This is a genomic window from Streptomyces sp. NBC_00557, assembly GCF_036345995.1.
In the GTDB taxonomy this organism is placed as follows: domain Bacteria; phylum Actinomycetota; class Actinomycetes; order Streptomycetales; family Streptomycetaceae; genus Streptomyces.
Map to the genome: position 1 here is coordinate 8,514,763 of NZ_CP107796.1, position 14,651 is coordinate 8,529,413.

Annotated in this window: 12 protein-coding genes and 3 pseudogenes; 13 read left to right on the plus strand and 2 right to left on the minus strand. The window is 66.8% G+C overall.

The genetic code is table 11. The features are described 5' to 3' along the window. Positions 1-88: 88 nt before the first annotated feature. The gene (locus OG956_RS38105) at positions 89-733 is read right to left on the minus strand and encodes a hypothetical protein (protein WP_330342555.1); all 645 of its coding nucleotides are present in this window, start codon (positions 731-733) and stop codon (positions 89-91) included. Positions 734-1,174: 441 nt separating this feature from the next. Between OG956_RS38105 and OG956_RS38110 the strand changes: the two genes are divergently transcribed. From OG956_RS38110 to OG956_RS38150, 9 genes and pseudogenes are all read left to right on the plus strand, one after another. Then, positions 1,175-1,669 carry a hypothetical protein gene (locus tag OG956_RS38110; RefSeq protein WP_330342556.1) on the plus strand — a complete coding sequence of 165 codons (495 nt, stop codon included), beginning with the start codon at positions 1,175-1,177 and terminating at the stop codon, positions 1,667-1,669. Between the two features lie 370 nt (positions 1,670-2,039). Beyond that, the gene (locus tag OG956_RS40380; protein ID WP_443065654.1) at positions 2,040-2,636 is read left to right on the plus strand and encodes a restriction endonuclease; all 597 of its coding nucleotides are present in this window, start codon (positions 2,040-2,042) and stop codon (positions 2,634-2,636) included. Between the two features lie 4 nt (positions 2,637-2,640). After that, positions 2,641-3,357, plus strand: coding sequence for a DUF6308 family protein (locus tag OG956_RS38120; protein WP_330342557.1), 717 nt, complete (start codon positions 2,641-2,643; stop codon positions 3,355-3,357). Between the two features lie 1,213 nt (positions 3,358-4,570). Continuing rightward, entirely contained in the window at positions 4,571-4,984 is a 414-nt protein-coding gene (locus OG956_RS38125) for a hypothetical protein (RefSeq protein WP_330342558.1), read from the plus strand. Between the two features lie 106 nt (positions 4,985-5,090). Next, on the plus strand, positions 5,091-5,567 hold the full coding sequence (locus OG956_RS38130; protein WP_330342559.1) for a hypothetical protein: 477 nt from the start codon (positions 5,091-5,093) through the stop codon (positions 5,565-5,567). Between the two features lie 58 nt (positions 5,568-5,625). Beyond that, entirely contained in the window at positions 5,626-5,934 is a 309-nt protein-coding gene (locus tag OG956_RS38135; protein ID WP_330342560.1) for a hypothetical protein, read from the plus strand. 63 nt (positions 5,935-5,997) lie between these two features. Further along, a pseudogene (locus OG956_RS38140) lies at positions 5,998-6,588 on the plus strand (transposase); the annotation flags it as partial. Between the two features lie 82 nt (positions 6,589-6,670). Next, positions 6,671-8,248, plus strand: a complete 1,578-nt coding sequence (locus OG956_RS38145) for an ISL3 family transposase (RefSeq protein ID WP_330342561.1) — start codon at positions 6,671-6,673, stop codon at positions 8,246-8,248. Positions 8,249-8,286: 38 nt separating this feature from the next. Next, positions 8,287-8,997 (plus strand): annotated as a pseudogene (locus OG956_RS38150) (IS256 family transposase); the annotation flags it as partial. A 194-nt stretch (positions 8,998-9,191) separates the two neighbouring features. On the opposite strand, the gene OG956_RS38155 reads toward OG956_RS38150, so the two are convergent. Then, on the minus strand, positions 9,192-10,886 hold the full coding sequence (locus OG956_RS38155) for an RICIN domain-containing protein (RefSeq protein WP_330342562.1): 1,695 nt from the start codon (positions 10,884-10,886) through the stop codon (positions 9,192-9,194). A 155-nt stretch (positions 10,887-11,041) separates the two neighbouring features. Between OG956_RS38155 and OG956_RS38160 the strand changes: the two genes are divergently transcribed. From OG956_RS38160 to OG956_RS38175, 4 genes and pseudogenes are all read left to right on the plus strand, one after another. Next, complete coding sequence (locus tag OG956_RS38160; protein ID WP_330342563.1) at positions 11,042-11,557, plus strand: winged helix-turn-helix domain-containing protein; 516 nt, start codon at positions 11,042-11,044, stop codon at positions 11,555-11,557. Between the two features lie 510 nt (positions 11,558-12,067). Beyond that, complete coding sequence (locus OG956_RS38165) at positions 12,068-12,937, plus strand: hypothetical protein (protein ID WP_330342564.1); 870 nt, start codon at positions 12,068-12,070, stop codon at positions 12,935-12,937. A gap of 19 nt (positions 12,938-12,956) precedes the next feature. Beyond that, positions 12,957-13,484, plus strand: coding sequence for a hypothetical protein (locus OG956_RS38170; RefSeq protein WP_330342565.1), 528 nt, complete (start codon positions 12,957-12,959; stop codon positions 13,482-13,484). Between the two features lie 647 nt (positions 13,485-14,131). Next, positions 14,132-14,603, plus strand: a pseudogene (locus OG956_RS38175) (transposase); the annotation flags it as partial. Positions 14,604-14,651: the final 48 nt, after the last annotated feature.

Consider the following 14,651-nt stretch of genomic DNA (forward strand, 5'->3'; position numbering starts at 1 on the left):
CACAACGTCTGACCTCCGCTGCCCGGATCGGCACAGCTGCGGACCGGCAACCGGGTCGGCAGCCTGGTCGCCGATGTTGGTCGCGTCCTCAGTACATGGTGACGGACACCCCGCACAGGCCGCGTGCGTGCGCCGCGGCATGCCGCCACATCCGCAGCGGACCGTCCAGGACGCTCTCCTCTTCGTCGCCGTAGCCCAGCCAGTCCTGGTCCTGGGCCTTCGCACGTTCTTCCGGCGTGAAGCCCAGTGCCTGCTCGACAGCAGGAAGCGTCTGGCGCACCTCGGCGGAGGTGAGGAGGAAGTTGCCGCACCAGCCAGGCAGGAGGGCGGCCCGGGCGGGGCCGATGGCGTGGAGAAAAGATCTCAGCGCGTACTCCTTGCTCTTGACCGAAACGAAGATGTCCTCCGCGTCGGTGACCAGGTCCCATACGTGGGTGAGCAGTGAGAAGTCGTCGTCGCCCGGCAGGCCGTCGTACATCTTCTGCACGTGTCTTCCGGAAGCGGTCAGCTCCAGGAAGGACTCCAGAGCGTCCGCCTCCCTTTGGCGGTACTGGCCGAAGGGGTTCCACCACGTTCGGAAGTCCGGCAGAGGCTCCCGGCACCAGCGTTCCCAGCGTTGTCGGGCGAACGGCTCGTCCCGCTCCGCAGCGATCAGTGGGAGCAGCCGCGGCGCCAAAGCGTTGATGAAGCCATCGTCGTGGGCGCTGATGGACCAGGCCGAGGTGAAACCCATGCCAGGACGGTACGAGGCACCACTGACAGCCGGGCCCGAGCCGGGCGGGAGCGGCCGAACCTGCAGAGGGAATCGGTTTACGACGTGCCGGTGTTCGCTGCGGCCGGATTGCCGCTACGAAGACCACCCCGTGGTCGAATCCCGGGGCAAAGGCGGCTGGGTTCAGTCGGGGACGTCCGGGCCGACGAGAATGCCGAGGTCGATCTCGAAGACGACCAGGGGACACGGATCCGCCGCGCTGTCACCTCAGCGAGGAGCGGGGCGAGCACGCGGTAATCGCGTGATCAGCACGGGCGTGCCGGGGCGGAGCACGGGACCCGTTCACCTCGTGTCCGCGCCTCGCTGGCCCTGATCGGGCCGGTCGGCGCGGGCTCGCGTGTGCTCCTGCTGCGCCTCTCGGCCGGTACGGGTGGAACCGTCAGCGCCGGCGCGTTGGTCCTCGTGTACGTCGCTGTCCGCTACCGGGCGTGGGTGATCTGGCTGATCGTCGGCTGGTCCGTGGCCGCCCTCGTGCACGCCCCGGAGGATCGTGCGGAAGCGCCGGAGCATGAAGAAGAGGAGCTGCCCGTCGAAGCGGCGGCCGACCCCCTGCCGGGCATCGTGCAGGCACTCATCGGCGACGCCCCCGGTGTCCACCTGAAGACGGTCGTCCAGCACCTTCACGAAACCGGCCAGGACACGGCCTGCACGACCGCCGACGTCACCGCCGCTCTCGACCGCCGCGGCGTCCCCATCCGAGCCTCCGTGCGAGACGCCGCTGGAAGGGTCAATCGAGCGGTGCACCGGGACGACTTGCAGGCCTGGATCGACGCCCGCCCCCTGGCCGCTCCCGTGACCCTCTCCAAGAGCCGTAGCAGCATCCCTACTACGGCCGTGACCAGCGATGTAGCAGAAGCCGCTACGCCCGTAGCTACGCCTCCTACACCCCACGAATGACCCTGGGAAGCCCGATGCCGTACGAGTACTTCCTGCCGCTCCTGCGACGCGATCTCACCGGAAAGACGCGACCGCCGAGCCTACGCCGACGACGACTTGGTCCAGCATCGACGTGCCGTGCACGGCGGCCTGGCCCCGGCCGCCGGGGGACGGCGTCCGGCCGGTGCATGCGGAGGCTCGGGGTGACGGCTGCCTGCCGTCGGGGTCGCTTCTGTTCTTCATGTTCCTGCTCGCTGCGGTCCTGGCCAACTGCTGGAGTCACTGACCAGACGTGGCCACACCGTTGCGTCACAAGATCGTCCCTTGGGATACACGCACGCCCGCGGCCGGGCATGATGCCCCATCAGGATCAACCAGATCATGGGGGGCCATGAGCGCGCCCGCACGCCGCAGATCAGCAACACCTGCCGTGCCTGGTTGCGCGGTCCTCTCGTTGGCCGGGGCCGTGCTGCTGCTGATCACCAATGTGCCGGTCGGCGCCATCCTGCTGCTTGTCGCTGCTGGCGTATCCCTGGGGGTTGGGCGGCACAAGGCGCAGCAGGCCGCCGAGCGGTACCGGATCCGCTCCTTGCTATCCGCGGAGATCGCTCGCTACCACGCCATGGTCCCGGCGGAGTTCGAGCGTGCGGTGGCGTTCCTGTGCGAGCGCGACGGATGCACTGGCGTCCGCGTCGTCGGCGGTGCCGGGGGTCTTGGCGCGGACGTCATCGCCACCGCCCCGGACTGCCGGCGGATCATGATCCAGTGCAAGCGGTACGGGCCGACGAAGAAGGTTGGCTCGCCGGATCTTCAGCGGTTCGGGGGGACCTGCTACACGGTGCACGGCGCCCACGTCGCCGTGGTCGTGACGACCAGCGTCTTCACGAAGCCAGCGGCTGACTACGGTGTCCGCCAGGGGATCCGGCTCGTCGACAACGGGGCGCTGGCCGGGTGGGCGACACGGACCGGCCCGGCGACCTGGATGTGATGACGTGACAGAGCAGCTACTTCACATCGGCGGCCGCAGTCTCACGGTCACGGCCGCGGCCGACTGGGTCACTCGCTACTTCGACGAGAACGCCAACCGGCACGCGGCAGCCACCCGCGCCGGCGGCGTGTACGCGTGGCCGGCCTACGACCGCCTCGACACCGGGAGCGGGCCGAACGAAGCCAACGACGGCGATTTCCTTGCCCCAGGCATGCTCAACGCAGGACCGTCGATCGCTGGCATGTCCTCCCTTCACACGGTCCGCGGCACGCTGGAACGAGCCCTCGCAGCGGTGCCGGTCGATCTCAGCCTGGAGGCGGCGGTGGAGCAGGACCGGCACCGTCAGCTGCTCGGCGACCTCGTCCGAGTCCTCGACCCGTACCGATCACTGCCCGGCGTGCAGCTCACGATCCTGTCGAAGATCTTGCACCGTAAGCGCCCGCTGCTGGTCCCGCTGTTCGATGACAACGTCCGTAGCTGCTACGGGAGGTGGAGACCGACGCCGGGCTACCCGATGCGATGGGTTCGGAACCGGCCGGATGCGGAGTTCTTCCCTCTCCTCGCGGAGCACCTCGTGCATGATCTGGCAACCCAGGCGGAGGTGTGGGCGCGACTGGCGGCGCTCGTGCCGGCGGAAGTGACGCCACTGCGCCTGCTCGACGCGATCGCCTGGGGGATCGGAGGAAGGCACCCGAATCTTCCCTCCGCGAGCACGGCGTAGCGGGCCGTGCCACACTGAGCCCGAGGCCCCGCCGAGTCCCCCGTCGACGGCGGGCGCTCGTCAATCGCTCAGGACGTTTCGCAGTCGCCAGTCGTGATATCGGGACCTCACCCTCTCCCAAAGGCGTGGTCGGTGATGGTCGACTGCTGGGTCAGCATCGAGCCAAGAACGCGCTTGATCCATTACATGGTCGATGACATCAACAAGGTGGTCCGACTGTTCTCGGAGCCTTTCATCTACCTCGTAGACCGCAGCATCCCGCCGAAGCGCAGCCGCCCACCACTCATCCAAGACCCTCAGAGGCCGGTCATCTGCTCTGCATGGCTCTCGGCGCTCATCCTCTCCAGCGACGACACCGACAGGCGCAGGAGCGACTACTGGAACCACATCCGCTTGAGAGCCTCGTTCACGGCATAGCGTGCCCCCGCAGGCGTCTCAGTGGCCGTAGCTTCCGGGTGCTGGATGTGTGCAACCATCACCCCTCGTGCATGGGCCACCGCCATCCGGACCTCTTCCACCGTCCCGAAGTACGCGGCATGCGCCTCGCGTCGGCTCTGCTGCCGAGCGTCGAACCTCTGACCTCGGACCTGCATCCGGACTGCCTCCAGCGAGGCCCGGGCCTGCGACCTGGCACCCAGCCAGCCAATCGCACTGCCAAGGGCAGTTGCTCCCGCGCCCCACAACGCTCCTTGAATCTGCGGATCCATGGCCCCGTCTCTTCTCACCCCGGTCCGATCGTCTCGGACAGCGCGGGGAAGGCTAACCGGCCGACTCCACCTCGCGAGGCCCCTGCGGTCGAGAGGCCGACCGGGGTACGGCGCGGGCCAACCACCGGTCGCTGCTGATCTGGGCAGGCAGCATCGTGGGCACGAGGTCGGCGGCACGAGGTGCTCCAGGCCCTGGACGCATTCCTCACGGGTGTCGGCCTGCACGCTGAACCGGATCACCATGAGCCCGGTGTGACGGGTGGGTTGGGTGGGCGCGGTCGGAATCTGTGAATCTGGCGGCGGAGGCGGCAGGCAATTTGCCGGGGCTTCTACCTGTTGATCAGGTAGCCGATGAAGAAGAAGAGGGCTATCAGCCCTGCGCAGCCCAGGCAGGACAAGACGGCGGCGACGTCACCCAGCGAGCCCGGCTCTTGAAGCGAAAGTGATGAGCCTTCCGGCGGGAGAAGGGCGTCCGGCCTTTCCCCGGCATTATGGTGGTGCCCTCCGTGGTGGCCATGATGGCCGCCGTGGTGCCCGCCGGCGTGACCACCTCCGTGCCCACCACCATGACCGCCAGCTCCTCCGCCACCATGACCAGCATTCATGCGTGCCCCCGAGTCGGTCTACGATTCATCCTCCCCGGTGCCCGCTGTAGCGAACCTCGCGCTGGTGAGACGCATAGCGGCCCCGCTCCGGATCGGATCGTCCAGGCGGGGCCGTCGTCATGCGGTGGGTGGCTCGCCTACGGGTGGGTCAGCATCCCCAACGCGATCACCAATCTGCGCCTTTTGAGCCGAGTCGTGAAGGAGCACTTCCCGCATCCCAAGCTGCAGCTCCAGGTAGCGGGCGATGACGTCGTCTGCGAACTCACTCAGGCGGACTTCTCCTTGCTGCTCGCCGACCGTCGGTGCTCGCCATGATGCCGCAGGTGCCTCCCCTATGTCGGCGGCGAGCCCGATCGAACACTTCGTCACAGGATGGACACGCAGCCCACGCAAGTCGCGTCAGGCCGTCACGATCACCCGCATGAGACGAATCACCCTCAGCACCACCGCGACTGCCGCTGTCCTCCTGGCCGCGCTCGCCGCGTGCAGCACCAGCAAGCCACTGCCGACCAGTGACAAGACCCGGAAGCCGGGCAAGCCGGCTGCGGCCAGTCAGCTGCTGACCGCGAGCACCGCCTTCACCAAGCTCTCTGCCAAGGTCCCCTCGGCGCACCTGTCCGACGTCGTCACCGCCGCCAACGACGGCAACCACCTCCTCGGCCGCCCGAACCAGTACACGTCGAAGGTCGACTTCACCGACTCCCGGATCAAGGCGTCCGACGTCGAGTACACGAAGAAGGGCGACGTCGACCGCGGCGGCTCGATCGAGGTGTTCGCCGACCCGACCGATGCGCAGACCGGGCGAAGTACGTCCAGGCAGTCACCAAGTCGATGCCCGCGCTCTCCGAGTACGACTACGTCCAAGGCACCGTCCTCGTCCGCGTCTCCCACTACCTAACTCCTGCTCAGGCCGCCGCGTATAAGACGGCCGTCGACGGGCTTAGCTGAGGGTGACCATGAAGCGATCACTCACCGCCGGCTTCGTCACGGCCCTCACCGCGCGCATACTGGTCGGCTGCTCCAGTGCGCCCAGCGACAGCGACAAGAAATATGCGGCGCTCGTCACGGTGGCTGACACGAGTGACTTCGGTGGGATCGACCGTGACACGCTCGCTGGCACGTTGAGTGGTGAAGGACCCGACCTGTGCAAGCAGTTACATTCGTCCTTCGCCGACGCGGTCGCCTACGCAAAGCTGGGCTACTCCAACCTGCGCAGGGCGGCCTCGACAGTGGCGGTGCGGACGTGGTCGGCCGCGAGGAGCTGATCGACGAGCCGGTGCGGGACTGTAAATCGTTCGGTGTAACTGCCGATCATGGAAGATGCATCGATGACCAGTGAGAACGTGGCCGAGCACGAGGCTGTTGAGTCGACAGCAGTGGTGTCAGCGAAGGCCGTGGACGACCAGTTGATCGACGAGCTGGTGAGCCGGGCCCAGGCCGAGGGCCTGCAGCTGACCGGCGAGGGTGGGCTGCTGCAGCAGCTGACCAAGCGGCTGCTGGAGTCCGCCCTCGAGGGCGAGATCACCGACCACCTCGGCTATGACAAGCACGATCCGGCGGGCAAGAACGGCGCCAACTCCTGCAACGGCAAACGCTCCAAGACCGTGCTGACCGAGGTGGGACCAGTGGAGATAGCCGTGCCCCGCGACCGGGACGGCTCCTTCGAACCCAAGATCGTAAAGAAGCGGCAGAAGCGCCTGACCGGTGTCGACGAGATGGTCATCTCACTGGCCGCCAAGGGCCTGACTACCGGTGAGGTCCAAGCCCATCTCGCGGAGGTCTATGGGGCGGAGGTCTCCCGGCAGACCATCTCCACGATCACGGACAAGGTCCTGGACGGCATGGCCGAATGGCAGAACCGGCCGCTCGACGCCGTCTATCCGGTGGTCTTCATCGACGCCATCCACGTCAAGATCCGGGTTCTGTCGACGATCTTGTGATCCGGACGGTTGAGCGGGCTGTGACGACTGTTCGCGATCATGCATCGGGTGCTCTCGCGATGTGCTCCTGGAGTTGTTTCCGTACCTGTCCGCGCTGCTGATCGAGGAGGTCGAGCGACGGCCGGACAAGGTAGTACTGCGGGCACGAGCACGGTCGACGACAGGGACCTGCCGCTGCGGTCATAGCTCGTCGCGGGTGCACGGCAGGTATGTACGCACGCTGCGTGATGCCGCTGTGGGCGGTCTTGGTGTCGTGATCGAGTTACACATACGTCGTTTCCGCTGTGAGAATCCCGCCTGCCCGGCAGTGACGTTCGCCGAGCAGATCGCGGGGCTGACGACTCCGCACGGCCGCTATACCCCTTTGCTCCGCGGGCTGTTGACGCAGATCGGGTTGGCGCTGGCTGGCCGGGCCGGGGCCCGCCTGGCGGCCGCGGTCGGTATCACCGTGGGCAGGGACACGCTGCTGCGGATGGTCCGGGCCCTGCCCGAACCGGAGATCGGTGACGATGAGGTGCTTGGTGTCGACGACTTCGCTTTCCGCAAGGGCCGCCACTACGGCACGGTGCTGATCAACATGGCCACCCACCGGCCGCTGCATCTCTACGACGGCCGCGAAGGCGAGGACCTGGCCGCCTGGCTCCAAGGCCATCCCGAGGTGAAGGTCATCTGCCGGGACCGCTCCAGCGGTTACGGGGAAGGAGCACGGGTCGGGGCGCCGCAGGCCCAGCAGGTCGCGGACCGATATCACTTGTGGGCCAACCTCGGCCAGGCGGTTGAGAAGACGGTCAGCGCCCACCGTTCCCGTCTGGCCGAACCGCTTGCCGCAACGGAAGACGGCCCCGGCCACCCGGAAGCGGAGCCCGAGGTGGTGCAGCCGTCGAAGGAGCTGAAGATCGTGACCCGGCTGCGGGAGCAGCATGCCGCCGCCCACGAGTTGTGGGCGCAGGGGATGTCGAAGGCGGCGATCGGCCGGAAGCTCGGGCTGCACCAGGCCACCGTCCGCAAACTCGTCAACGCCCGCTCCGCTGATGATGTCGTCGCCAAAAGCCTGCAGCGAGCGCATGTCGTTGACCCGTACGTCGGCTACCTGCACCGACGCTGGAACGAAGGCATAAGAAATGCCGCACAGCTCCACCGGGAGATCCAAAAACTCGGCTACCCCGGAGGCGAGTTGGCTGTCCAGCGTCACCTGCGGCGCTATCGCGCCGGGCGCGGACACGCACCCGTCGTCGGCCCCAAGCCTCCCTCGGTTCGCGAGGTCACCTCATGGATCATGACCCATCCCGAACACCTCCGCGACGGCGATGCCGACAAGCTGCACCGTCTGCGTGAGCGCGACCCCGAACTGGACAGGCTCACCGGCCACGTCAGGAAGTTCGCCGTCATGATGACTACACGCCATGGCGACCGGCTCGAGGAGTGGATCGCCGGCGTCGAGCACGACACCCTGGCTCCGCTTGCGGGCTTCGCCCGCAACCTCCGCCGCGACTTCGACGCCGTCCACAACGGTCTGTCCCTGCCACACAGTTCAGGTGCTGTTGAAGGCAACATCAACCGGCTGAAAATGCTGAAACGCCAGATGTTCGGCCGGGCTGGCCTCGATCTCCTTCGCAAACGCGTCCTACTCGCACGGTGACACCCTCCGCACCGGATCACAAGATCGTCGACAGAACCAAGATCCGCGACGGCGCGGTCGCCAACCGGCCGATCTATATGGCCCTGGCCGTGACCACCGAGGGCCGTCGCGAGATCCTCGGGCTGTGGGCCGGCGACGGCGGTGAGGGCGCCAAGCACTGGCTGCACATCCTCACTGAGATCAAGAACCGCGGCGTGAACGATGTGCTGATGCTGGTCTGCGACGGGCTCAAGGGCCTGCCCGAGGCAGTGGAGACGGTCTGGCCCCGCACCATCGTGCAGACCTGTGTGGTCCATCTGCTGCGGAACTCCTTCCGCTATGCCGCCCGCCAGGACTGGGACAAAATCGCCCGCCTCCTCAAGCCCGTGTACACGGCGCCGACCGAGGAGGCCGCCCTGGAGCGGTTCGCCGAGTTCGTCGACGCCTGGGGCAGGAAGTATCCGGCGATCGTGAAACTGTGGGAGAACGCCTGGGAGGAATTCACCCCGTTCCTGCGGTTCGACACCGAGATCCGCCGCATCGTCTGCACGACGAACGCGAGCGAGTCGGTGAACGCGCGGATCCGCCGGGCGGTCAAGGCCCGCGGACACTTCCCCAACGAGCAAGCCGCGTTGAAGTGCGTCTACATGGCGATCATGTCCCTCGATCCCACGGGCAAGGGCCAGGCCCGGTGGACCATGCGCTGGAAGACCGCGTTGAACGCCTTCGACATCACCTTCGACGGCCGACTCTCAGCAGCCCGCCATTAACCCAACCACCCTGGTTACACCGTTCATTTGACAGACCCTGTGGGCCGGAGTAAGGGGGCACCAAAGGCTTTGTCAACCGGCTCGAGGGATTCCGTGGCATCGCCACCAGATACGAGAAGACCGCCACCTCTTACGAAGCGGCGGTCACACTCGCGTCATTCCTGCTGTAGGCAAGATCCATTCGAAGACGGACCCTAGAAGCCGTGCACGCTCCACTTCTGGACGTCCGGCACAGCAACGGGCTGAGTCCAAAGGGTCAGCCAGGTGCCGTCCTCCAGGGCGTTGCCCTTCGGGGTGATGCCCTTGCCCATCTCGTTGGCGGTGCCGCCATTGACCGGGTAGAAGAGCTGGGACGAGGCGGAGGTGTTGCAGGTCCACAGGGTCAGAAGAGCGCCGTCGCTGTTCTCGGCGTCGCCCTGCGGGGTCAGGCATTTGCCGCTCGCTTCGTTGACGATGCGGTTGCCCATGTAGGCCCAGCGCTGTGAGGCCGCACCGGTGCAGTGCCATACGGTGACAGGAGTGCCGTTGGCCGTTCCGTCGCCCTGCGGGGTCGCGCAGACGAAGCCCGGCTTGGTGAAATTGGACAACCAGCCGTATCCGTTGACTTCCTGGCCGGCGTGCGGGTCGATGGAGAACACGACGCGGTGCGGGCCCGCGCTGTCCACCAGTGCCTCGTTCAGGCCCCACAGACGGCCGACGTTGTGGTCGTAGGACAGGCTCTCGGTCAGCCACGGCGACTGGGTCAGAACGTGCGGGGCGTCGCCCGGCGCGGCCTCGTGGATGCAGGAGTAGCCGGACGGCCAGGTATCGGGGCAGTCGCCGCTCATGTAGTAGGTGTGACCGTCGGTGGCCGTACCCTGGACGTTCCACACGGGCGTGGTGTAGCCCGTGGGCTCCGAGTTGAGCTGCATGGGCAGGCCCGAGCCCAGCTGCGACAGCGGCCAGCGGACGATACGGCCGCCCGCCGCCTTGATGTTCTCCACGGAGACGAGAACCGGACTGCCGCTCGATCGGTCGATACTGAGGCTGCTCAGGCAGAGTTCACCCGTGGCCGGCTGACAGGCGCGAGGGTCGTCATTGCGGAAGGGGTGGATGTTGCTGTCGGGTGTCACGTTCGATTGAGTCGTGTAACGCGCGAGAAGCGGCAGCGCCCACTGGTGGTAACGGGCGGAGCTCTGGCCATTGCTGAGGCCGGTGCCGGAACTGGTCGTGTCCGTCATCTTCCACAGGTGCGTCAGGTCGTAGACCTGGAGTTCGGCACCGTTGGCGACGAACAGGCGGTTGCCGTACCAGGCGATGCCGTCTTCGTGCGAGGTGTACGTCAGGTTCTGGAAGTTGCCGTTGACCGGTTCCACGAGCGCGACGTGCCCATAGGTCACCGAGTCGCCGGTCGACTGGGCGATCGAGATGCGGGCGTACTGCTCGTTGGGCTTGTTGTTGGCGTATTTGCCCAAGTACCAGGAGGCGACGTAGAGATGTCGGCCATCGTAGAGGCCGTCGTCGCTGGCATCGTGCGAGCCTGAGAAGCCCTGGGGCATCCAGCCGGCGGGGTCGTCCGTGTATCCGGTCCTGTCGTCGGCGTCGTCCCAGCAGAATCCGTCGTACTTCAGAGCGCCGTTCAGGCCGGTTCCGTGACACAAGGAGGGGCGCCCCGTGTGCTGGCTGATGACGTCGGTGACGGAGGCCTTCGCGACTCCGGTGTTCTCCACGGATGCGATGACGCCAGACTTGTCCCCGTCTACCCGCGTGAGGGTGAAGTGCGCGTCGAAGCTGTCCAGCGAAGAACCGGCCGCTTGCGCGGAGTGAGTCGGCATCAACAGCGTCGCAGCGAGCGCCACACCGCAAGAGAGGCCCATCAGGCGTCTTGCATGCTCGAACATGTGTCTCATGCGGGACATGGTAAGCGTGCGAGTGACAACCCGGTGACCATGGCCGTCGGGTAGCTGCCGTGGCGGGCCGTACGTGGTATGGATGGCAGGCTGTACTACTGATCTTTTCGTAAGTTCAGTGGGTGTGGTGGTGATGTGGGTGAGAGGCTATCGGGATGGCTTATCGACCTTCGCCCTCTGCTGCCGACGCCTCCCTTCTCCCGTTGTCGCGGCCTCAGTTGGCGGAGGCCCGACGTGTTCGAGCGGTCGAGTTGTTCGAGGAGGGTGGCTCGAATGCGGAGATCGCGCGGGCGGTGGGGGTGTGTGTCGAGAGCGTGCGACGATGGCGGGGGGCGTGGGAGGAAGGTGGCGCTTCGGCCTTGCGGCGGCGTGCGGCTACCGGTCGTCCGCCCAAGCTGGACGACGCCCAAGTCGAGACCGTCCGGGCCGCGCCGGAGAGAGGAGCCCAAGCCCATGGTTTCGAGGCTGACCTGTGGACACTGGAGCGAGTCGGCGCCGTCGTGGAGCGCGTGACGGGAGTGGTGCTGTCGAGGGCGTCGGTGTGGCGGTTGCTGACCGGCCGGCTCGGATGGAGTCTGCAGCGCCCGGAGCGGCGGGCGGTCGAGAGGGACGAGTCGGAGATCGCCCGTTGGATCGCGCACGAGTGGCCGCGGATCAAAAAGGGGCCGTGAACACACGTGCCTGGATCGTGTTCCTCGACGAATCAGGTGTCTCCCTGCTGCCTCAGGTCCGCCGCACCTACGCACCCCGCTGCTGCGGCACCGGCTGAACTGGAAGCGGGCGTCGATGGCCGGGGCCCTGGGATACCACTCCGCCGACCCCGATCGAGGCGCCCGCCTGTGCTTTCACCTCACGCCTGGCAGCTACGACACCGCCGCCCTCATCGAGGTCCTGGAGCAGATGAAAGTGTTCTACCGCGGCGAGCGGGTGGTCCTGGTCTGGGACGGCCTGACCGCCCATTGCAGCCGCGTGATGCGGGCGTGGGTCGCCGACCAGGACTGGCTCACCATGGAGCGTTTAGCAACGTCCAGGCCGCACAACCGGTCGATGCTTCAACCAGCGGGGCTACGCAGTTCGTCAGCGCCGCATCACTGCCGGCTGACCAACTACGAGGCCTCAACCACCCTGTCCCCTACGCTGAATACGCACGAACACACGGAGTGTCGACAACCTCTTCCAAGGTGGCCACCCAGCAGCCCGACACCGGAGACAAAGACCTACGCCAGCAGTGCGCCAAGCAAGCAGCGCAAGCCAAGACGGTAACGGGCTGGATCAAGTCACGTTTCGAGACCTGCCAGAAACGCCCCTATGACCTTGTCCTGCGCGACACCAAAGGCACGACAACTCTGGGCCGGCTCTGGTTCGACCAGTGGATCCTCGGCTTCGCCTACGACGGCAGCCGTCGCGTCGACTACATCGCCAGCATCGAGAACATACGCGTCCAGCCGATCCCCACCGAAGACGCCACCAAGTGGCGTCTGGGCCAGCACTTCCGCACCGACATCGATGCATCCAACAGCGACCCCGACCCCCAAGTGACCGAGCCGGGCACCAAGGAACGCGACGAACTGCTCGGCGTATGGGACAAGACCCCGCAGTGGTCCCTCACCTACACCTCCCCGGACAAGGGGCCCCTGTTCGACCAAGGCAACCAGCAACGCGTCGTCGCCACCGTCTTCATGGACCTGACCGCCAGCTCACCCAACGCCGCCCCGTTCACCGGAGGCACCGACAACTTCCACTCCAACGTCCGCTACGACTACGCCGGAAAGATCGCAGGCAAGTACAAGGGCACTGTGTTCACCCAAGCCCGCGTCGAACTGGTGATGAGCAAGAAAGACCCCGCAGTCAACGAGAGCGCCCTGCACATCTACGACGCCCTCTACCACCCAGAGCGAACCTTCCCCTCCTGGGTCGGCAAGACCGTCCCAGGCACCAAGGAGCCCCTGCACCGCCAAGTCGACCAGACCAAGATCGACAAAAACCAAAGGAAATCCATCAGCAACCGCGTCCTGGACGGCGACGCGTTCTACATGAGGATCATGGACTAGCAGGAGGGCTCGGCAGACCATGGCGCTGCTCGCCGAACACGACATCACCGCCACCCCCGGCCGCTGTGTTGTGGAGGTGTACGACGCGGACGCCTACCTCGGCGACGAAGCCGCCCTGGACGCTGCAGAGACACAGGTGGTCGCCGGCAACGGCTACCGCCTGTACCTGCTCAGCCTGCAACCCGACATGACCCTGCAGGTGACCATCCGCATCTGGGATGCCCCGCCGGCCCCGCCCGCGAACGCCGAGGGCCACACCACAATCACACTGGAATCCGAGACCGGCACACTCGTGATCGGTCAGCTCGACCGTGGACCTGCCGGCGAGATCACGCTGCCCCGACCCGGCGTCTACGAAGGCCACGCATGGTGGGAAGGGCGCGCCGCAGCCGCGGACTACTACGCCACCACCCTTGACCAGCTCGGCGACGATTCCGCCGACGAGGTACTGCTCGAAGCCTGGAGAAACAACCCGGTCACCGAACGCTACGTCCTCGACCTTGCCTACGTCCGGGAGCCAGAACCCATCGATGATGAGGACCTCTGACCGCCGCAGCAGCCACTGACAGTACCAACTGATCTACCGCCAGCGACCCCTGGCCACCATGCGCAGCACCGTCCTCGCTTCCCATGGTCGGCTCAGCGGCGGCGCCTCGGGGGAGTCACGACTCAACAGCACTCGTTGCGGACGCTCAACTGGGACCGCGGCGCCTGCGCGGCTTACCGCCGCAGGCGTGCGCGCGGTTGCTCGCTGCCGCTCACGGCCCAGTCGATCGGCGTCCGGCCAGGGCCGCGGGGTCCCCGTCGCCAGGGACGTACCGGATTCCACGGCGGCCGGACGGCCGGTGACGCTGTATACGCTGCGTCGGCGCGATTTGGCGGGGGGACCGGCTTGAAGTTACTCGGGCCGAGGAGCACCCGTGGTCCCGTTCGTACGGGGACACGTTGTCGTAGATGGTCGCCTTGCCCGCGATGGGCTTCTCGCAGCGGGGCACCCAGAGATATCGGCGGTCCCCTGACTGCTTGGCCTCCGCGGAGTGGCAACCCGCGCCAGGCGGGCACTGGTAGACGTCGACGTCCAGGACGTGAGCGCCGGCGCTTCCTCGCGCCCGCCCGGCCGGCTCGCCGCCGCGCTGGAGGATGCGCCGCACCAGCAGCAGGCCCAGCCGGCGTACTTGGCGCGTGTGAGGTCTTATCGCGGCGATGTGCTGTTACAAGCCGGGCGAGACCTCCCGGCTGATCTACCGGCCGCGCCGCCACCGCAAGCACCGCGGCAAAGGACGCGACACCTTCGCGTGGAGCGACTACCGCGACTTGGTCGTCCGCGCCCACATCCAGCTCCAGGCTCCCATCGTCCTGATCTGGGACAATCTGAACACGCACCGGGCCGCCGGGATGCGTGAGTACGCGGACGAGCACGACTGGCTCACTATCATCCAACTCCCCCTCATGCGCACCGGACGTGAACCCGGTCGAGGGCGTCTGGTCGCTGTTACGGCGCGGCCCACTGGCCAACACCGCGTTCACCGACGACGAGCACCTCGAGCGCACCCTCCGGCGGGGAATGCGCCACATCCAGCTACGCCCCGACCTGATCGACGGCTGCCTCACCTGCACCGGACTCACACTCACCCAACAGCCGACAACAACCCGAAGAGCTCAGTAGGTGGCCACCTGCCGCCCGGGGAGTGGGGGATTGTGCGCCACGGGCGCG

Bases quoted from the DNA above. Each gene is read 5' to 3' on its own strand.
- OG956_RS38135 (WP_330342560.1), top strand. From the start codon at position 5,626: ATGAAGCGATCACTCACCGCCGGCTTCGTCACGGCCCTCACCGCGCGC.
- OG956_RS38170 (WP_330342565.1), top strand. From the start codon at position 12,957: ATGGCGCTGCTCGCCGAACACGACATCACCGCCACCCCCGGCCGCTGT.
- OG956_RS38105 (WP_330342555.1), bottom strand. From the start codon at position 733: ATGGGTTTCACCTCGGCCTGGTCCATCAGCGCCCACGACGATGGCTTC.
- OG956_RS38155 (WP_330342562.1), bottom strand. From the start codon at position 10,886: ATGAGACACATGTTCGAGCATGCAAGACGCCTGATGGGCCTCTCTTGC.
- OG956_RS38160 (WP_330342563.1), top strand. From the start codon at position 11,042: ATGGCTTATCGACCTTCGCCCTCTGCTGCCGACGCCTCCCTTCTCCCG.
- OG956_RS38130 (WP_330342559.1), top strand. From the start codon at position 5,091: ATGAGACGAATCACCCTCAGCACCACCGCGACTGCCGCTGTCCTCCTG.
- OG956_RS40380 (WP_443065654.1), top strand. From the start codon at position 2,040: ATGAGCGCGCCCGCACGCCGCAGATCAGCAACACCTGCCGTGCCTGGT.